This window comes from Amycolatopsis kentuckyensis (genome assembly GCF_041679295.1).
In the GTDB taxonomy this organism is placed as follows: Bacteria; Actinomycetota; Actinomycetes; order Mycobacteriales; family Pseudonocardiaceae; genus Amycolatopsis; species Amycolatopsis kentuckyensis_A.
This window is the reverse complement of sequence record NZ_JBGDMD010000002.1, coordinates 477,686-494,945: the sequence shown is the minus strand read 5'-3', so window position 1 is coordinate 494,945 and position 17,260 is coordinate 477,686. Positions and strand designations below refer to the sequence as shown.

Sequence of the window (17,260 nt, the reverse complement as noted above, 5' to 3'; positions counted from 1 at the left end):
GGGTTACTCGACCGTCCCGAGGACGTCACCCTGCTGGACCCGGTCACCCTTCGCCACGGCGAGGCTGGTCAGCGTGCCGGCCCGCTCGCTCACGGCGGGCAGCTCCATCTTCATCGACTCCAGGATCAGCACGGTGTCCCCGGCGTTCAGCGCGGCGCCCGGCTCGGCGACGACCTCGAGCACGGTGCCGACCATCTCGGCCCTGATCTCCGCCATCGACACCCTCCTCGCGCTCGCCCGACCACCCCATCCAACCAGAACGGGACGTCATGACACACTTGAGAGGTTGACCAGCTTTGACGACGAGGAGTGAACATGTCGAAGCGCGCCCGCAAGCGTCGCGACCGGAAGAAGAACGGCGCGAACCACGGCAAGAAGCCCAACGCCTGATTCCCGGCGTCGGCATGACGAAGGCCCCCACACCGCGGTGTGGGGGCCTTCGTCGTGCTCGGGCGCTTACTCGGAACGCTGCTCGAGGGTGATCTCGGTGCGCTCGACGGTGACGCCACCGCGCGTGGCGACGGTCTGGCGGATCGACGCGCGCAGGCGGCTCTTCAGCTCTGCGGGGGCGTGGTCGCCGCCGCACTTGCGGGCCAGCAGCTGCTTGATGTGCTCGTCGATGCCGTACTCCTCGAGGCACGGCGGGCAGTCGTCGATGTGGGCGCGCAGCGCGGCGTCGCGCTCGGGACTGCACTCGCGGTCGAGGAGCAGGTAGATGTCGGCGAGCGCCTCTTCGCAGCGGACCTTGTCGGACGCGCCCTCGCACATGTCGTTCATCGCCCCGCCACCTCTTCCTTGGCACCCCGGATGAAGCCGCGCTCCCGGGCGACGTCGGCGAGCAGGTCGCGCAGCTGCGCGCGGCCGCGGTGCAGGCGGGACATCACGGTGCCGATGGGCGTGTCCATGATCTCGGCGATCTCCTTGTACGCGAAGCCCTCGACGTCGGCCAGGTAGACGGCCAGCCGGAACTCCTCGGGCAGCTTCTGCAGGGCGGCCTTGACGTCGGTGTCGGGCAGGTTGTCCATCGCCTCGACCTCGGCCGAGCGCAGCCCGCTGGAGGTGTGGCTCTCCGCCTTGGCGATCTGCCAGTCGGTGATCTCCTCGGTGGGCTGCTGCACCGGCTGCCGCTGCCGCTTGCGGTAGCCGTTGATGTAGGTGTTGGTGAGGATGCGGTACATCCACGCCTTGAGGTTCGTGCCCGCCTTGAAGGAGGCGAAAGCCGCGTACGCCTTCAGGTAGGTCTCCTGGACCAGGTCCTCGGCATCGGCGGGGTTGCGGGTCATCCGCATCGCGGCCGAGTACAGCTGGTCGAGCAGCGGCATGGCGTCCCGCTCGAAGCGCTCGGCGCGCTCGGCTTCGGTCGCTTCTTCCGGCGCGGAGTTCTGCGTGCTCGGCAAACCGTTCCCTTCCCGCTCGGCGTCGATGCGCGTACGCGCATACGGCGGACCCGAGTTTACGCGGGGGCCGGGCACACCGCGGTTCGCCGGTGCCTCAGGGCGGCGGCTGCGAGAGCGTGTGGTAGCGAGCGTTGTGGTCACGTCCCGTACAACCGATCGGGTCACGCGGGCATTCCCTAGACTCCGCCGCATGGCAGGCAAGGGCACCCCGGCGACGGCGTTGCTGGGGAAGCAGAAGGTGGCGCACACGCTGCACGCGTACGACCACGACCCGCGCGCGGAGTCGTACGGGCTGGAGGCGGTGGAGGCGCTGGGCCTGGACCGCGCCCGGGTGTTCAAGACGCTGGTCGCGGAGGTGGACGGCCGGTTGGTGGTGGGCGTGGTCCCGGTCACCGGCCAGCTGGACCTGAAGGCACTGGCGGCCGCGGCGGGCGGCAAGAAGGCGAAGATGGCCGACCCGGCGGCGGCCCAGCGGGCGACCGGGTACGTGCTGGGCGGGATCTCGCCGTTGGGCCACCGGAGCAGGCTGCCGGTGGTGATCGACGAGACGGCGTCGGCGTTCGAGACGGTGTACTGCTCGGCCGGCCGCCGGGGACTGGAGGTGGAGCTGGACCCGGCCGAGCTGATCCGGCTGACCGGCGCCGTGGTGGCGCCGATCGCGGCCGCCTGAGTCAGGCCAGCGGCCGCAGCACCCGGGACAACCACTCGGTAGCCGCCCGCGAAACGGTCTCCAGATCCTTCGACAGGCTGTGGTCCCCGTCCACCATCACGACTTCGTGGTGCGGCCCCGCCTTCGGCCGCCCGAACGGGTCACGCTCCCCCTGTACCACCAAAACCGGCACCTCGACCGCGTCCAGCTCCGGCTGCCTCGTCTTCTCCGGCTTGCCCGGTGGGTGCTCCGGGAACGCCAGGCACAACACCGCCACCGCCTGCCCGGCCGACGCCGTCCGGCAGGCCACCCGCGCGCCCGACGACCGCCCGCCGAACACCAGCGGCAGTGCGTCGAAGCGCTCCGACAGCTCGTCCGCCACCGTCAGCCACGCCGTGTCCAGCTGGTTCGCCGGGGCCGGCGCGCGGCGGCCCGCCACCCGGTACGGCTGCTCGACCAGGGCCACGTGCACCCCGGCCGCCTGGGCGGCGCGCGTCACCGCCACCAGGTCCTTCGCGCCGAGGCCGCCGCCCGCGCCGTGGCCCAGCATCAGCACCGCGTCGCCCTCCTCCGCGCAGTGCAGGTACACCCGCGCGGGGCCATACGCTGTGTCGACCGAGACGGCCGTCATGACTTCGGCACGTCGAACAGGGCGCCCTCGTGCGCCGGCTCGACGCGCTCCAGCAGCTCCGGCCCGTTGTTGCGGACGTTGTTGACCAACGTCGAGATCGGCCGCAGCTCCAGCGACTCGACGATGTCGTCCGGAGTCGGGACCAGCAGGTCCTTGACGTCTTCGCGGTCCGGGTCCAGCCAGCCGTCCCAGTGCGCGCGCGGCACGATCAGCGGCATCCGGTGGTGGATGTCGGTGAGCTGGCCCGCCGCGTCGGTCGTGATGATCGAGAACGTGATCAGCGGCGCCGCGTCCTTGTCGTCCTTCGGGTGCCAGGTCTCCCAGATCCCGCCGAACGCGATCGAGGAGCCGTCCGGCTCCGTCATGTAGAACGGCTCCTTCTCCTTGCCGGTGCGGCGCCACTCGAACCAGCCGTCGGCGGGCACCAGGCAGCGGCGGGACACCAGCGCGCGGCGGAAGGCGGGCTTCTCGGCCGCCGTTTCGGCGCGCGTGTTGATCATCCTCGAGCCGACGGACGGGTCCTTCGCCCAGAACGGCACCAGGCCCCACTTCATCATCCGCAGCGAACGCTCGGCGGGCTCGTCCTCGAGGACCTGGCCGTCTTCGTCACGCGGGTGCCGCTGCACGACGGTGACCACGTTCTTCGTCGGCGCGACGTTGTGGTCGGCCCGCGCGTGCCCTTCGGTGAGGTCGATGGCCTCGAACTCTTCGATCAGCTTCGCCGGGTCCTTCGTCGCGGCGTAACGGCCGCACATCGTCAACCTCCTGGTGCCGGGACCGCCATCGTTACACGCAGGCCAGGGCGCTGGCGAGCGACGTGGGATCATTCGGGTGGCACCGGCGCACGAGAGGACGAGGGTTTGGCGCGCAACGACTGGAGCAAGCTGGACGAGTCCGACGTCCGCGTGCGTCCGGGCAAGGGCACCCGCCCCCGCAGCAAGCGCCGTCCCGAGCACGCCGACGCCGTCACCGCCATGGTCATCGGCAAGGACCGCGGCCGCTGGACCTGCGCGGTCGACGCCGATCCCCAGCAGGTCGTCACCGCGATGCGGGCCCGGGAACTGGGCCGGACCCCGGTGGTCGTCGGCGACCGGGTCGGGATCGTCGGTGACGTCTCGGGCAAGCCGGACACCCTCGCGCGCATCATCCGCGTGGACGACCGGACCAGCTCGCTGCTGCGCACGGCCGACGACACCGACCCGTACGAGCGGCTGGTCGTCGCCAACGCCGAACGCCTGCTGATCGTCACCGCGCTCGCCGACCCGCCGCCGCGCACCGGCTTCATCGACCGCTGCGTCGTCGCCTGCTACGCGGGCGGCGTCGAACCGGTGCTGTGCTTGACGAAGGCCGACCTGGCCAGCCCGGACGAGCTCCTGGCGGGGTACGCGGGCCTCGACATCCCGGTGATCGTCAGCCGCTACGACGAAGAGCCCGAAGGCCTCGCCGAGCTGCTGAAAGACCGGGTGACGGCCCTGGTCGGCCACTCCGGTGTCGGCAAGTCGACATTGGTCAACCGCCTGGTACCGGACGCCGAGCTGGCCGTCGGCGTCGTGAGCGCGGTCGGCAAGGGGCGCCACACGTCCGTCGCGGCGGTCGCACTGCCGCTGCCGGACGGCGGCTGGGTGATCGACACGCCCGGCGTCCGGTCGTTCGGCCTGGCCCACGTCACCGCGGACGACATCGTCGACGCCTTCGAGGAGTTCGCCGCGGCGGCCGAAGAGTGCCCGTCGGGCTGCGGGCACCTCGGGCCGCCCGAGGACCCGGACTGCGCGCTCGACGACGTCGTCACCGAGGGCCGGGCGAGCGCCGAACGGCTGACGTCGCTGCGGCGCCTGCTGGCCTCTCGCGGCGGCCACGAAGTGACCCGCGCCACAGAGTCGTGAGACAACCGGGAACCGACTGCGGATCGTCACCGTCAGAGATGTAATTATTCGCCCGTTCGGGCGATATCCCGAGTGGACCATCCGACTCTGAGGGGACTTTGATGCGCAAGACCACCCTGGTCGTCGCGAGCGCCGCCGCGCTGGCGCTGACGCTGACGGCGTGCAGTGGCAACTCCGGCACCGCCCAGCCGGCGGCCGGCACCCAGACCCAGGCCGAGGGCGGCAGCTTCCTCGCCTCGCCGTTCACCGACGCGATCCAGCTGGCCTCGGCGTCCAAGCAGGGCACCGAGAAGTCCAAGTCGGCGAAGTTCACCATGGAGGGCTCCGCCGCCGGCCAGACCATCAGCGCGACCGGCGCGATGGCCATGGACGGTGCGAACACCAAGTTCTCGATGACCAGCACCGCGGCCGGCGAGACCACCGAGATGCGCATGGTCGACAAGGTCATGTACATCAAGCTGCCCGCCGACCAGCAGAAGCAGATGGGCACCGACAAGTCGTGGGCCAAGATCTCGGCCGACGGCGACGACCCGATCTCGCAGGCGCTCGGCAGCTCGCTGTCGCAGTCGGCCGAGCAGAGCGACCCGAGCAAGATGCTCGACCAGATCTCGAAGACCGGCCGGATCATCTCGTCCGACCAGACCGAGCTGAACGGCGAGAAGGTCAACCACTACAAGGTCGAGCTGGACGTCGCCAAGGCGGTCGACCAGTTCACCGGTTCGCTGCCGGCGGCCTCGCGCGACAAGCTGACCGAGATGCTCAAGGGCAAGGACGTCAAGATCCCGGCCGAGCTGTGGCTGAACAAGGACAACCTGCCGGTGCAGGTCACCATGGACCAGGGCCCGATGATGCAGGCGCTGGGCGCGCCGGCCGGGGACGCGAAGTTCACGATGAAGTACACCGACTGGGGCACCACGGTCGACGTGACGGCCCCGCCGGCCGACCAGGTCGTCGACCTCGGCGAGCTGATGAAGAAGGCCGGTCGCTGAGACTCTGAGTAAAAGCGGCTCCCCCGAACGGGTTCGGGGGAGCCGCTGTGTTTTTGTTGCGCCATGCGCAAAGCCGCCGTCGTGCTGCTGCTCGTCCTGCTGACCGGCTGCTCCGGCCCGCCGTCACCGCCACCCGCGTTCACCGACGCGCGGGCGCTGGCCGACGCCGCCACGGCGGCGACCACGAGCGGCGGCTCGGCGAAGTTCGGCACGGACGTCGCGGTCGGCCAGGTCCGGTCCAAGAGCCAGGGGCAGGCGCGGTTCGGCGCGGGCGGGACGGCGCAGGTGCTGACGACCGACTTCATCGGCGAGCCGATGGAGCTGCGGCAGGTGGCGGGGAAGCTGTACGCGAAGGTGCCGGAGGGATCTCGCGACGAGGTCGGCGCGGGCAAGCCGTGGGTGGCGGTCGCGGCGGACGGCACCGACCCGGTGTCCCAGGTGCTCGGCGGCAGCCTGGCCCAGCTGGCGGCCCAGAACGACCCGGCGCACACGCTGGGCGAGATCCGCACGGCGGGCTCGATCGTCTCGGCCGAGCGCGGGAAGCTGGACGGGGTGACGGCGGAGCACTACCGCGTCGAGCTGGACCTGGCGCGGTTGGGCGCGGACCTGCCCGCGGGGCTGCCCGCGGGCTCGCTGGGCAAGTTCCCGGTGGAGCTGTGGCTCGACGACGCGCACCGGCCGTTGCAGATCGTGCTGGACCTGTCCCCGATCCTGCAGGGCTCCGAGGCCCGCATCACGACGAGGTATTCGGACTGGGGCGTCCCGGTCGACGTCCAGCCGCCGCCCCCGGGTGAGGTGGGGTAGTCACGTTTTCTCCCGCGGCCTCGTCCAGGCGGTATGAGCAAGCGAGTGATGGTGATCGGCGCGACGGGCGTACTGGGGCAGCCGGCGGTGGCCCGGTTGCTGGCGGAGGGGTATTCGGTGAGCGGCCTGGCGCGGTCCGCTTCGCGGGTGGAGACAGTGCGCGCGACGGGCGCGCAGCCCGTCGTCGGCGATCTGTTTTCAGCGTCTTCGCTGGTCACGGCGTTGCGGGGGCATGACGCGGTGCTGAACCTGGCGACGCGGATTCCGCGGAAGATGACCCGCGCGTCCGCGTGGGCGGAGAACGACCGGGTCCGGGTGGCGGGGAGCGCGGCGCTGGCGGCGGCGGTCCGGCAGGTCGACGAGGTGCGGGTCGTGGTCCAGGAGGGGATCTCGTTCGTGTACGCGGACGGCGGCGCGGCTCTTTTGGCGGAGGACGCACCGCTGCGGCCTCGCGGAGTCACGGCGTCCTCGGTGACGGCGCACGCGAACGTGGCGGCTTTGGCGGACCGCACGGTGGTGCGGCTGCGGATCGGGACGCTGCTGGGGACGGACGCGATGACATCGGCCCTGCTGGCGGCGGCTCGCCGCGGAGCACCGTTGATCATGGGTGCGCGTTCGGACTGGACGACGGCGATCCACCCGTCCGACGCGGCCGCGGCGGCGGTGGCGGCTTTGGACGCGCCATCGGGGGTTTACAACGTGGGGGCGCCACCGGTGCTCAAGGGGGAGCTGGGCGAGGTGATGGCGTCGGTGGCCGGGGTGCGGCGGGCCCGGGCGCTGCCGAAGTGGCTGGTTTCGCGGATCCCGCTGGCGGAGCCGATGGGGCGGTCACAGCGGGTGGTTTCGGGGAAGCTGATGGCGGTGACGGGGTGGAAGTGCGAACGGCCGGTGCCGGGCCCGGACTGGTTCACCCAGGACTAACGCACGGGCCCCTCAGGACCCAGCGGACAGCCCCACCCATCCCGGCAGGGCTCCGGCAAAGTCGGGTGAGGCGATGCTCCGCCCGGCACCACCGCCCGCGGAACGCCGGGCCGAAGAGGCGCTTCGGCGGGATGCCGAGCGTCGGTGGTCATGAACGACTCGTTCATCGCATCTGGCGAGGTGAACGACTCGTTCATGCCAACCGCCAACCCCGCCTGAACGACTGCCCACAACCTCGCCACGAAGGCCGACACCAAAGGCGAGAGGCCCCGAGAACCGACACCGACGAGGACCCAGACTCCCCCGCACCCCGATCCGAAGCCAGAACACGGCCGGCAATGCCGGGTCAAGGCATCTTTCCCGCCTTGACGCGGTGTTGCCGGCCGTAGTCACAATGACAGCTTCGGGGTGCCGGAAGAGCTTTGGCAGGGCAGCTGCCCCCGCCCCGCCCCACTCGCCCCGCCCCAAACGACATGAATGACCCATTCATGTCACCTGACGCCAGGGCTACGACAGTCGGGCGAGGCGACGCTCCGCCCGACCCCACCGCCCACGGAACGCCGGACCGAAGAGGCACTTCGACAGAATGCCGAGCTTCGACGGTCATCAACGACTCGTTCATCGCATCCGCCGAGGTAAACGACTCGTTCATGACGTCACCGGCCGCCAGACCGACCACACCGATCCGACTTTGCCGAGACCCCCACCCATCCCGGGGGGCGTCCCTGTTCCAGTCTATCGGCCACCCCTGACGCAAACCCCCACCCGAGCCGAGTTGTCCACAGGTCAACCCACCTGTGGACAACTCAGAGCAACTCCAGCAAGAACGGCAATTCCTGCGGCGCGTACCAAGCCAATTCGTGGTCCTCGGCGTCCCCCAGCGTGAACTCCGCGTCCGGATCTCCCAGGTCCGCCGCGTCGATCACCGCCGCGGCCGCCGAGACCGCGTCGGCTGCCTCGGCCGCGTCCACGTGGATCGCCGCCACCGCCGACAGCGGGATCGGGCCGCCGATGCGGACCACCGGTGCGTCCAGGTCCGGTCGCAAAGTCACTCCGGAAACGTCCGCCGAAATCACCACCCGCCGCGGCTCGCCCTTCTCCTCCGCCGCGATCAAGCGCAACGAAGCCCGGGCCGCGTCCAGCAGTGCCGCGTACTCCAGCTCCTCGTCCGAACCGCTCACGTACGCCTCGCGCAACGCCGGCGTCAACGCGAACGCCGTTCCGCTGCGGGCGCGGAACTCCCCCGATGATTCGAGGTCGCGAAGCATCGCGATGGTCGCAGGCAGATAGACCCTCACCAGTGCGCACCCTTCAGCTCTTCCAGGGACTCTTCGATCATCCCGGCCACGATGTCCACGTCGAAGGCGGCCTTGCGGTCGCCGTTCAGTCCGAAGTAGACGCCACCGTGGTAGGACGTCACCCCGACCGCCAGCGCCTGGGTGCGCATCAGCGGCATGACCGGGAACATCTCGACCAGTCTGGCCTCTCCCGCGTACATCGGCACCTGCGGGCCCGGTGAATTCGTCACCATGACGTTGAAGATGCGCCCGGACAGCGACCCCGCCGCCCGCGCGCCGAGCGAGTGGAGCGTCGCCGGGGCGAAACCGCCCACCTTGAGCAGCCCGCGCGCCGTCACCGGGCGCCCGGAGTCGAGGTGCTCGGCCATCGCGTGGCCGATGTGCTGCAGCCGCAGCACCGGGTTCGGCTCGCCGACCGGCAGGTCCACCAGGTACGCCGCCACCTGGTTGCCGACCAGCGCCGGGGTCGAGTACTCCGCCGTCTCCGCGTCGCGGACCGCCAGCGGCACCAGCGCGCGGATCGTCGTCGTCGGCGTCAGCTGCTCCTCGCGCGACAGCAGCCACTCGCGCAGCGCGCCCGTGATCGCCGCGAGGACGACGTCGTTGACCGTGCCGCCGTGCGCCGCGCGGATCTTGCGGAAGTCCTCCAGCCGCGTGCGGACCACCGAGAACACGCGCCCGCCGGACACCCGGACGTTCAGCGGCCCGGTCGGCGCCGGCTTCACCAGCGTGCGCAGCGTCGTCGCCACCCCGCCGACGGTCTCGGCGAACTTGCCCGCCGCCGCGAACGCGTCGTTCGCCGCCGAGCGGACGTTCTCCACGACCTCGCCCGGCCGCTGGACGCCCTCGCTGACCGCGTCCAGCACCAGCTGCGTCCGGCTCGGCTCGCGCCGCGGCGTCCAGATGTCCTCGAACGGTTCCGGCTCGGCCGGTGTCGGGTCGAGGATGAGCTGGCCGAGCTCGATCGTGCCGACACCGTCCACAACGGACTGGTGCGTTTTCGTCACCAGCGCGACGCGGTCGCCGGCCAGGCCCTCGATGAAGTACGCCTCCCACAGCGGCCGTTCCGGCGCCAGCCGCCGGGACATCAGGCGCGCGACCAGGTCGAACAGCTGCTCGTCGCTGCCCGGCTGGGGCAGCGCCGAGCGCCGGACGTGGTAGTTCAGGTCGAAGTCGACGTCGTCCACCCAGACCGGCCGCGCGAGGTGACCCGGCACCTCCGCCACGCGCTGGCGGTAGCGCGGCAGGTACGCCAGCCGCGCGCCGACGAGGTCGAGCAGCTGCGCGTAGCTGAACCCGGACCGCGGGCGCTCGAAGATCGCCACCCCGCCGACGTGCATCGGCGTCGCGTGGTCCTCGACGTAGAGGAACGAGGCGTCCAGTGCGGAAAGGCGGTCGGGCATGAGCGAATCGTCGCACAATGCGAGACTGCCCGGTGTGGGTGATGAGTCGACGATCTCGCCGAAGGATCGCTTTCTTACGGTGTACGGCCGGAAGCCGGTGCTCGAAGCGCTGGCCGACGCCGGCCTGCGCGTGGACAAGGTGATCCTCGCCGACACCGCCCGCGGCCCCGGCGCCGCGGAGATCCAGCGCGCCGCGAAGGACGCCGGCGTGCCGGTGCAGCGCGCCAGCGCGCACCGGGTCAAGGTGCTCGCCGGCAACGGCAAGCAGGACCAGGGCGTGCTCGCCGACGTCGTCGCGCCGCGGATGCGCGCGCTTTCGGCGGCGCTGGCCGACCGGCGGCCGCCGTCGCGGGTGCTGCTGCTCGACGGCATCACCACGCCCGCGAACGTCGGCATGATCCTGCGGACGGCGACCGCCGCCGGGCTCGACGGCGTGATCGTGCCGCGGCGCGGGGTCGCGGCGCTGGACCCGCTGGTGGTCAAGGCTTCGGCCGGCGTCGCCTTCCGCGCGCCGGTGCTGCGGTGCGGTTCCGCGCGCGAGGCCGCCGAAATGCTCAGCGAAGCCGGATACGGCCTTTACGCGCTGGGCGCGTCGGCGCGCACGACCGTGTTCGACGTCGACCTGCCGCAGCGCGCCGCGTTCGTGCTCGGCGGCGAGACGGCCGGGGTCGGCACCGAAGTCGGCGAGCTCGTCACGGAATGGGTGTCGATTCCGATGCCGGGTGACGTCGAGTCGCTGAATGTCTCAGCCGCGGCGGCGGTCCTGTCGTTCGAACTGGTCCGCCGCGCCCGCTGACGCTCACCGATCCGGGAAAAGCACGTCGAGCTCGGTGAGCGTTTCCCCGACCGACCGGTGGTGCACGCCGACCATGCCCGCCTGGACGGCGCCGCGGATGTTCGCGGCGGAGTCGTCGACGAACGCGCAGCGCACGGCGGGCAGGCCGAGCCGCTCGGCCGCGATGAGGTAGACCGCCGGATCCGGTTTGGCCACCCCGACCTCGCCGGAAAACACGAGAGCGTCGAAATAGTCGAACATCGTGTTCTTGACCTCGTCCGACGCCCCGGGGGCGTTCGACAGCAGCGCGGTGCGGACGCCTCGCTCGCGCGCGGCCGCCAGGTAGTCGTAGAAGCGGCCGGCGTCGGGATCCGTGAGAACTCCGGCGAAATCGACCAATAACCCCTTCAGCACCCGGCACACCATAGCCGGGGCGGCGACGCGTTGTCTCGCATAGCGCAACAACGCGACACGGCGCTTACCGCACGTACTCGGGCGAATCCACAGCTTCGGCGGTTCTTTGCCGAATCGGGCGATTCCCGTCGCCTTTCCGGCCGGTTCCGGCCTCTAAGCGCTGGCGACGGCGAAATGCCGCGCCCGGGAGGGGAGGAAATGTCCGAGGAACACCGCGTGAGAACGCTGATCCACGCCGAAGTACCGCGCCGCGCCGAGCGGCCGCCGGCGGTGCCCCCGCACGGGAACCGCGGGGGTGACGCCCGGTGGCCGACGCCTCGGCAGCTCGAAGCGAGCGAGGTGGGCCGGCTGCTGGCCATGCTGCTGGAGGCGTACGACGGGCGCCGCCCGGTGCCGCAGATCCGCGGGCTGGTGGCCCCGGAGGTGTACGCGGGCCTGAGCGGGCCACGGGGGACGCGGCCGCGGCACCGGTTGTGCCGGGTCCACACGTGCACGCCGGCGCCGGGGGTGATCGAGGCGTGCACCCGCGTGGAGGCGGCCGGCCGGTCGTTCGCACTGGCGGCCCGCTTCACGCGCACCCCGGCGGGGTGGCAGTGCGTGCGGTTCGCGCTGCTGAAGCCGAGCCATCCGGCCCAGCACCCCCACCGGCAGGCGGCGGCGTGAGACCCGCCCGCTCAGCTCGCGCACCGCCGGACCCGAGCGCCCCAAGGTGGCCTTGGTTGCTCCACCCATGCCCCCACCGCCACCCTCAACGGAGGCGCTTCGCGCCGCGGTGCTGATTCCACGCACCCAAGGTGGCCTTCGGTGCGTCTGACGCACCGAAGGCCACCTTGGGGCGCTTGAGTCCGGGACCGTTCGGACCTACTCGCCGCTCACGACCGGCAGCGTTGCCAAGCCGCGCAGGGTCGTTGTCGCGTTCCAGCTCGGGGCGCCCGACAACCGCAACTCCGGCAACCGGCGTGACAGCTCGCGGAACGCGATGCGGCCCTCCAGGCGCGCCAGGGGTGCGCCCAAGCAGAAGTGGATTCCCTGGCCGAACGCCAGATGCCGCCCCGGGGCCCGCGCCGGGTCGAACGACTCCGGGGCCGGGCCCGTCGCCGGGTCGCGGTTGGCCGCTCCGATCAGGACGATCACCTGGCTGCCCGCCGGCACCGCGACGGACCCCAATCCGGTGTCCCGCAACGCGGTCCGGGCCGTCAGCTGGACCGGGCAGTCGTAGCGCAGCACTTCCTCCACCACCCGCGAGGGGTCCGCCGCGCCGACACCCCCGTTGCGCAGCAGCGCCAGCACTCCGTTGCCGATCAGGTTCGTCGTCGTCTCGTGGCCGGCGATCAGCAGCAGCGTCAACGTCACCAGCAGCTCGCCCTCGCTGAGCACGTCCCCCGCGTCCGACACCGCCACCAGCGCCGACAGCAGGTCCTCCCCGGGCTCGCGCCGCCGCTCGTCGGCCAGTGAACGGAAGTACGCGACGAACGACTGCCGCGCCTTCACCGCCGGTTCGATCGTGTCCGGGTGCTGCAGGAACGGCGGGTCCAGCGCCCGCGCCATCGCGTGCGACCACGCCGCGAACCGCTCGCGGTCGGCCAAGGGCACGCCCAGCAGCTCCGCGATCACCTCCACCGGCAGCGGCTTCGCCAGCGACGTCATCACGTCGAAGGACCCGCCCACGCCGTCGATGAGCGACGCGGTGATCTCCTCGATCCGCGGGGTCAGCCGCTCGACCATCCGCGGCGTGAACGCCTTCGCCACCAGCCGCCGCAGTCGCGTGTGGTCGGGCGGGTTCAGCGACAGGAACGCCCGGACCACGCGTCCCGACTCGTCGACCGGCTGGTCCGGAAGCCGGTCCGCGGGATCCAGGTACTCCGGTTCGGGGTGGCCGAACGCCGGGTCGCGCAGCACCTGCGTCGCCTCGGCGAAGCCGCTGACCGCGAACATCCGCTCGGCCAGTTCCGCGACCGGAAAGCGCTCGCGCCACCGCCGGTACTCCGGGTACGGGTCCGGCCGCCGCTCGGCGGCGAACAGCGCGAAGAACTCCTGCGGATCCGCCAACTCGCTCCCCCTCATGCAAAAGGGGCCGGGGTGCACGCACCCCGGCCCCGGAAAACCACGTCAGCGACGCGGGCCCTTCTTGCCCTTCTTCTGGGCGTCACGCTGGGCGGCGCGACGGTCCCGGCGGGTCCCGCCGGCGCCACCGCCCGCGGCCTGCGCCCCGCCTTCGGCGTGGGACTCGACCTCGCCGTCCTCGCCCGGGCCGGACAGCGTCATGCCCGACTGCCGGCCACCGCCGCCGAGGCCCTTGCCGCGCAGCGCGGCCGGGACGGACTCGGTGTCGGTCGTCGGCGGCTGCGGCGGCGCCGGCCGCGCGTGCCGGCCCTCGGCCGCCTGGCCGTTGCCCGAAGCGACGCCCGTCGGCACCGCGGCCGCGGCCTCCGCCGGGGGCGCCTCCGCCCGCTCGACCTGCAGGTTGAACAGGAAGCCGACGGCCTCCTCCTTCAGCGAGTCGAGCATCGCGCGGAACATGTCGAAGCCCTCGCGCTGGTACTCGATCAGCGGGTCGCGCTGCGCCAGCGCCCGCATGCCGATGCCCTGCTTGAGGTAGTCCATCTCGTAGAGGTGCTCGCGCCACTTGCGGTCGAGGACCGTCAGCATCACCTGGTGCTCCAGGGTCCGCATGCCGTCCGGGCCGACGAGCGCGTTGATCTCGGCCTCGCGCTTGTCGTAGGCGTCGCGCGCGTCCTGGACGAGCGCCTCGCGGAGCGTGTGCTCGTCGAGGTCGCCGTCCTCCATCAGGTCGTCCCACTCGATGCTGACCGGGTAGAGCTGCTTCAGCGCCGACCACAGCTTCTCGTGGTCCCAGTCCTCGGCGTACCCGTTGGCGGTCGCACCGTCCACGTAGGCGTTGACGACGTCCACGAGCATGCCCTCGATCTGCTCACGCAGGTTCTCGCCGGCGAGGACGCGGTGGCGCTCGGCGTAGATCACCTTGCGCTGCTCGTTCATGACCTCGTCGTACTTGAGGACGTCCTTGCGCTGCTCCATGTTGATCTGCTCGACCTGGGTCTGCGCGCTCTTGATGGCCTTGGAGACCATCTTGTGCTCGATCGGCACGTCGTCGGGCAGCCGCATGGTCGTCATGACGCGCTCGACCATGGTCGCGTTGAAGCGGCGCATGAGCTCGTCACCGAGCGAGAGGTAGAAGCGGGACTCGCCCGGGTCGCCCTGCCGGCCGGAGCGGCCGCGGAGCTGGTTGTCGATGCGGCGCGATTCGTGCCGCTCGGTGCCCAGCACGTACAGGCCGCCCGCCTCGCGGACCTCTTCGCCTTCGGCCTTCGACTCCGCCTTGACCTGCTCGAGGACCTCGGGCCACGCGGCCTCGTACTCCTCGGAGTGCTCGACCGGGTCCAGGCCGCGCTCGCGCAGGACCTGGTCGGCGATCAGGTCGGGGTTGCCGCCGAGCACGATGTCGGTACCGCGGCCGGCCATGTTCGTGGCGACCGTGACGGCGCCCTTCTGGCCGGCGCGCGCGACGATCAGCGCCTCGCGGTCGTGGTGCTTCGCGTTCAGCACCTCGTGCGGGACGCTCAGCTTGACCAGCAGCTTCGACAGGTGCTCGGACTTCTCGACGCTCGTGGTGCCGACGAGGACCGGCTGGCCCCTGTCGTGCCGCTCGGCGATGTCCTCGGCGACGGCCTCGAACTTGGCCTGCTCGGTCTTGTAGATCAGGTCCGCCTGGTCGACGCGGATCATCGGCCGGTTCGTCGGGATCGGCACCACACCCAGCTTGTAGGTCTGGTGGAACTCCGCGGCCTCGGTCTCGGCCGTACCGGTCATCCCGGACAGCTTCTCGTAGAGGCGGAAGTAGTTCTGCAGCGTGATTGTCGCGAGGGTCTGGTTCTCGGCCTTGATCTCGACCTTTTCCTTGGCCTCGATCGCCTGGTGCATGCCCTCGTTGTAGCGGCGGCCGACCAGGATGCGGCCGGTGAACTCGTCGACGATCATGACTTCGCCGTTGCGGACGATGTAGTCCTTGTCGCGGTGGAAGAGCTCCTGCACCTTCAGCGCGTTGTTCAGGTACCCGACCAGCGGCGTGTTCGCGGCCTCGTACAGGTTCTCGATGCCGAGCTGGTCCTCGACGAACCGGACGCCCTTCTCGGTGACGGCGACGGTGCGCTTCCGCTGGTCGACCTCGTAGTGGTACTTCGAGTTGATCAGGTTCGCCTTCTCGGTGCGCTCCCGCGACCCCATCGTGGTGGTGTCGATGCCCTGCATCAACGGGGCGAGGCGGGCGAACTCGACGTACCAGCGCGACGACTGGTCCGCCGGGCCCGAGATGATCAGCGGCGTCCGGGCCTCGTCGATGAGGATCGAGTCGACCTCGTCGACGATGGCGAAGTTGTGCCCGCGCTGCACGCAGTCGTCGAGGCTCCACGCCATGTTGTCGCGCAGGTAGTCGAAGCCGAACTCGTTGTTCGTGCCGTAGGTGATGTCGGCGTTGTACTGGGAGCGCCGCACGTCCGGCTGCTGCTCCGACAGGATGACGCCGACCTCGAGGCCGAGGAAGCGGTGGATGCGGCCCATCCACTCCGAGTCGCGCTTGGCGAGGTAGTCGTTCGTCGTGACGACGTGGACGCCCTTGCCGGGGATGGCGTTGAGGTAGGCGGGGAGGACGCAGGTGAGCGTCTTGCCCTCACCGGTCTTCATCTCCGCCACCTGGCCGAGGTGCAGCGCCGCGCCGCCCATCAGCTGGACGTCGAAGTGGCGCTGGCCGAGCACCCGCTTGGCCGCTTCCCGGACGACCGCGAAGGCCTCCGGCAGCAGCTCGTCGAGGGATTCGCCGTCGCCGTTCCGCTTGCGGAACTCGTCTGTCTTGGCCCGCAGCTCGGCGTCGGTCAGGTCCTTGACGTCGTCTTCGAGGGTGTTGATGTGATCGGCGATGTTGCGCAGCCGCTTCACCATCTTGCCCTCACCCGCGCGGAGCAGGCGGTTCAGCACCATCCGGTCGACCTCACTAGCTGAATATGAGCACGCCCAGGCCGGTCCCGGGCAGGTTCTCCCGCGGTGGCGGCCGTGTTCGGCGCCACCTTCCCACCCCCATCGTAGGGAACGGTGGCCGTCGTGTGCACACGCCGTACGTCCTGACATGCGGATGGCCCGCACGCGAGCCGCGTGCGGGCCATCCGGCGGGCCTCCTTGGACCGGCTCAGCCGAGCCGGATAACGCCGTAGTCGAAGCCTTTCCGCCGGTAGACCACGCTGGGCCGGCCCGCTTCGGAGTCGTTGAAGAGGTAGAAGTCGTGGCCGACCAGCTCCATCTCGTAGAGAGCCTGGTCCACCGTCATGGGCTCCGCGGTGTGCTGCTTCTCGCGAACGACGCGACCGGGCTGGTGACCCAGGTCGTCGTCGGCCCAGCTCTGCTGCTGGGGCAGGTGTATCTCGCCGGCACTCGCGAAGCCGTTCGCCTGCGGTTCCGGTGCTTCGAGCACCGCGGTTCCCGCGACGGGACCGGCCGCGGCCGGGGCTGCGCCACCCGGCAGTGCCGAGGTCGCTTCGGCGACCGATTCGGGACGGCTGCGGCCGTAGTGCACGCGCCGCCGGTCGTGTGTCCTCCGCAGCCGGTTTTCCAGCTTGGTGACTGCGGAATCGAGCGCTGCGTAGAAGTCGGCGGCACACGCTTCAGCGCGTACGGCCGGGCCCCGCCCCTTTCCGGTGATTTCGACGCGCTGGCAGCTCTTGGCCTGGCGCCGGTTGGGTTCGTGGAACAGCTCCACGTCGTACCGGATGACTTTCCTGTCGTAGCGCTCGAGCCGGGCCAGCTTTTCGCTGACAAGCGCCCGGTAGTGGTCGGGCACCTCCACGTTGCGGCCCTTGACGACGATATCCATACACGACCTCCCTCGCTTCGATGACTGCGAGCTGTTGAGTTCACACACGGCGCCGGTATTGCGGGGACGTAAGCCCGGATCGCGGGCTGAGAAGGAACTCGGGAGCGGTTCACGACGTCTCGTGCCGGGAGCCCGAGCGCGGACTCAGCGCACCTCCGGCGCCAGGGACATGGGCTCGTCACCTCCCTGCCTGCGGGGATTGCTGATTGCGGAGC

General features: G+C 70.8%; 19 protein-coding genes. 8 read left to right on the top strand and 11 right to left on the bottom strand.

The annotated features are described in order from the left end of the window. Positions 1-3: 3 nt before the first annotated feature. Positions 4-216 (bottom strand): biotin/lipoyl-binding carrier protein, encoded by a 213-nt coding sequence (locus tag ACERZO_RS08430; RefSeq protein WP_372663965.1) that lies wholly within the window; start codon positions 214-216, stop codon positions 4-6. Between the two features lie 99 nt (positions 217-315). On the opposite strand from ACERZO_RS08430, the gene ACERZO_RS08425 reads away from it, so the two are divergent. Beyond that, positions 316-390 (top strand): 50S ribosomal protein bL37, encoded by a 75-nt coding sequence (locus ACERZO_RS08425; protein ID WP_098515123.1) that lies wholly within the window; start codon positions 316-318, stop codon positions 388-390. Between the two features lie 66 nt (positions 391-456). Here ACERZO_RS08425 and rsrA read toward each other — a convergent pair whose 3' ends face one another. After that, positions 457-777, bottom strand: a complete 321-nt coding sequence (rsrA, locus tag ACERZO_RS08420; protein ID WP_257918242.1) for a mycothiol system anti-sigma-R factor — start codon at positions 775-777, stop codon at positions 457-459. Then, positions 774-1,397 (bottom strand): sigma-70 family RNA polymerase sigma factor, encoded by a 624-nt coding sequence (locus ACERZO_RS08415; protein ID WP_125312718.1) that lies wholly within the window; start codon positions 1,395-1,397, stop codon positions 774-776. Before ACERZO_RS08415 ends, rsrA begins: the two co-directional genes overlap by 4 nt. Positions 1,398-1,587: 190 nt before the next feature. Here ACERZO_RS08415 and ybaK point away from each other — a divergent pair, with 190 nt between their 5' ends. Further along, positions 1,588-2,067 (top strand): Cys-tRNA(Pro) deacylase, encoded by a 480-nt coding sequence (ybaK, locus tag ACERZO_RS08410; RefSeq protein ID WP_372663964.1) that lies wholly within the window; start codon positions 1,588-1,590, stop codon positions 2,065-2,067. 1 nt (position 2,068) lies between these two features. On the opposite strand, the gene ACERZO_RS08405 is transcribed toward ybaK, so the two are convergent. After that, a complete protein-coding gene (locus ACERZO_RS08405) occupies positions 2,069-2,677 on the bottom strand; it encodes an alpha/beta hydrolase family protein (RefSeq protein ID WP_372663963.1) in 609 nt (202 codons plus the stop codon). Further along, the gene (locus tag ACERZO_RS08400) at positions 2,674-3,432 is read right to left on the bottom strand and encodes an SOS response-associated peptidase (RefSeq protein ID WP_372663962.1); all 759 of its coding nucleotides are present in this window, start codon (positions 3,430-3,432) and stop codon (positions 2,674-2,676) included. The genes ACERZO_RS08405 and ACERZO_RS08400 overlap by 4 nt, the downstream gene beginning before the upstream one ends. Positions 3,433-3,537: 105 nt before the next feature. On the opposite strand from ACERZO_RS08400, the gene rsgA reads away from it, so the two are divergent. The 4 genes from rsgA (at position 3,538) to ACERZO_RS08380 (ending at position 7,274) form a co-directional block, all read left to right on the top strand. Continuing rightward, positions 3,538-4,560 (top strand): ribosome small subunit-dependent GTPase A, encoded by a 1,023-nt coding sequence (gene rsgA, locus ACERZO_RS08395; protein ID WP_372663961.1) that lies wholly within the window; start codon positions 3,538-3,540, stop codon positions 4,558-4,560. Between the two features lie 101 nt (positions 4,561-4,661). Continuing rightward, positions 4,662-5,549, top strand: coding sequence for a hypothetical protein (locus tag ACERZO_RS08390; RefSeq protein ID WP_372663960.1), 888 nt, complete (start codon positions 4,662-4,664; stop codon positions 5,547-5,549). Positions 5,550-5,612: 63 nt separating this feature from the next. Further along, the gene (locus ACERZO_RS08385) at positions 5,613-6,353 is read left to right on the top strand and encodes a hypothetical protein (RefSeq protein WP_372663959.1); all 741 of its coding nucleotides are present in this window, start codon (positions 5,613-5,615) and stop codon (positions 6,351-6,353) included. 33 nt (positions 6,354-6,386) lie between these two features. Then, entirely contained in the window at positions 6,387-7,274 is an 888-nt protein-coding gene (locus ACERZO_RS08380; RefSeq protein ID WP_372663958.1) for an NAD-dependent epimerase/dehydratase family protein, read from the top strand. An 806-nt stretch (positions 7,275-8,080) separates the two neighbouring features. Here ACERZO_RS08380 and ACERZO_RS08375 read toward each other — a convergent pair. Both ACERZO_RS08375 and ACERZO_RS08370 read right to left on the bottom strand, forming a co-directional pair. Continuing rightward, entirely contained in the window at positions 8,081-8,572 is a 492-nt protein-coding gene (locus ACERZO_RS08375; RefSeq protein WP_372663957.1) for a DUF6912 family protein, read from the bottom strand. Further along, entirely contained in the window at positions 8,569-9,975 is a 1,407-nt protein-coding gene (locus ACERZO_RS08370; RefSeq protein WP_372663956.1) for a WS/DGAT/MGAT family O-acyltransferase, read from the bottom strand. The genes ACERZO_RS08375 and ACERZO_RS08370 overlap by 4 nt, the downstream gene beginning before the upstream one ends. A gap of 34 nt (positions 9,976-10,009) precedes the next feature. On the opposite strand from ACERZO_RS08370, the gene ACERZO_RS08365 reads away from it, so the two are divergent. After that, positions 10,010-10,771, top strand: coding sequence for a TrmH family RNA methyltransferase (locus ACERZO_RS08365; RefSeq protein ID WP_372663955.1), 762 nt, complete (start codon positions 10,010-10,012; stop codon positions 10,769-10,771). A gap of 3 nt (positions 10,772-10,774) precedes the next feature. Here the strand turns inward: ACERZO_RS08365 and ACERZO_RS08360 are convergent, their stop codons facing one another. Next, complete coding sequence (locus ACERZO_RS08360; protein ID WP_372664591.1) at positions 10,775-11,149, bottom strand: HAD-IA family hydrolase; 375 nt, start codon at positions 11,147-11,149, stop codon at positions 10,775-10,777. 231 nt (positions 11,150-11,380) lie between these two features. Here ACERZO_RS08360 and ACERZO_RS08355 point away from each other — a divergent pair, with 231 nt between their 5' ends. Beyond that, complete coding sequence (locus ACERZO_RS08355; RefSeq protein ID WP_372663954.1) at positions 11,381-11,827, top strand: Rv3235 family protein; 447 nt, start codon at positions 11,381-11,383, stop codon at positions 11,825-11,827. Positions 11,828-12,025: 198 nt separating this feature from the next. Here ACERZO_RS08355 and ACERZO_RS08350 read toward each other — a convergent pair whose 3' ends face one another. The 3 genes from ACERZO_RS08350 to hpf all read right to left on the bottom strand — a co-directional run bounded on the left by ACERZO_RS08350 (position 12,026) and on the right by hpf (position 17,045). Beyond that, on the bottom strand, positions 12,026-13,228 hold the full coding sequence (locus ACERZO_RS08350; RefSeq protein WP_372663953.1) for a cytochrome P450: 1,203 nt from the start codon (positions 13,226-13,228) through the stop codon (positions 12,026-12,028). A gap of 45 nt (positions 13,229-13,273) precedes the next feature. Next, positions 13,274-16,159, bottom strand: coding sequence for a preprotein translocase subunit SecA (gene secA, locus ACERZO_RS08345; protein ID WP_372663952.1), 2,886 nt, complete (start codon positions 16,157-16,159; stop codon positions 13,274-13,276). A gap of 205 nt (positions 16,160-16,364) precedes the next feature. Further along, positions 16,365-17,045: a ribosome hibernation-promoting factor, HPF/YfiA family gene (gene hpf / locus ACERZO_RS08340; protein ID WP_372663950.1), complete on the bottom strand. Its 681-nt coding sequence runs from the start codon at positions 17,043-17,045 to the stop codon at positions 16,365-16,367. Positions 17,046-17,260 lie beyond the last annotated feature (215 nt).

Bases quoted from the DNA above. Each gene is read 5' to 3' on its own strand.
- ACERZO_RS08430 (WP_372663965.1), bottom strand. From the start codon at position 216: ATGGCGGAGATCAGGGCCGAGATGGTCGGCACCGTGCTCGAGGTCGTC.
- rsrA (WP_257918242.1), bottom strand. From the start codon at position 777: ATGAACGACATGTGCGAGGGCGCGTCCGACAAGGTCCGCTGCGAAGAG.
- ybaK (WP_372663964.1), top strand. From the start codon at position 1,588: ATGGCAGGCAAGGGCACCCCGGCGACGGCGTTGCTGGGGAAGCAGAAG.
- ACERZO_RS08405 (WP_372663963.1), bottom strand. From the start codon at position 2,677: ATGACGGCCGTCTCGGTCGACACAGCGTATGGCCCCGCGCGGGTGTAC.
- ACERZO_RS08400 (WP_372663962.1), bottom strand. From the start codon at position 3,432: ATGTGCGGCCGTTACGCCGCGACGAAGGACCCGGCGAAGCTGATCGAA.
- ACERZO_RS08390 (WP_372663960.1), top strand. From the start codon at position 4,662: ATGCGCAAGACCACCCTGGTCGTCGCGAGCGCCGCCGCGCTGGCGCTG.
- ACERZO_RS08385 (WP_372663959.1), top strand. From the start codon at position 5,613: ATGCGCAAAGCCGCCGTCGTGCTGCTGCTCGTCCTGCTGACCGGCTGC.
- ACERZO_RS08380 (WP_372663958.1), top strand. From the start codon at position 6,387: ATGAGCAAGCGAGTGATGGTGATCGGCGCGACGGGCGTACTGGGGCAG.
- ACERZO_RS08370 (WP_372663956.1), bottom strand. From the start codon at position 9,975: ATGCCCGACCGCCTTTCCGCACTGGACGCCTCGTTCCTCTACGTCGAG.
- ACERZO_RS08350 (WP_372663953.1), bottom strand. From the start codon at position 13,228: ATGAGGGGGAGCGAGTTGGCGGATCCGCAGGAGTTCTTCGCGCTGTTC.
- secA (WP_372663952.1), bottom strand. From the start codon at position 16,159: ATGGTGCTGAACCGCCTGCTCCGCGCGGGTGAGGGCAAGATGGTGAAG.
- hpf (WP_372663950.1), bottom strand. From the start codon at position 17,045: ATGGATATCGTCGTCAAGGGCCGCAACGTGGAGGTGCCCGACCACTAC.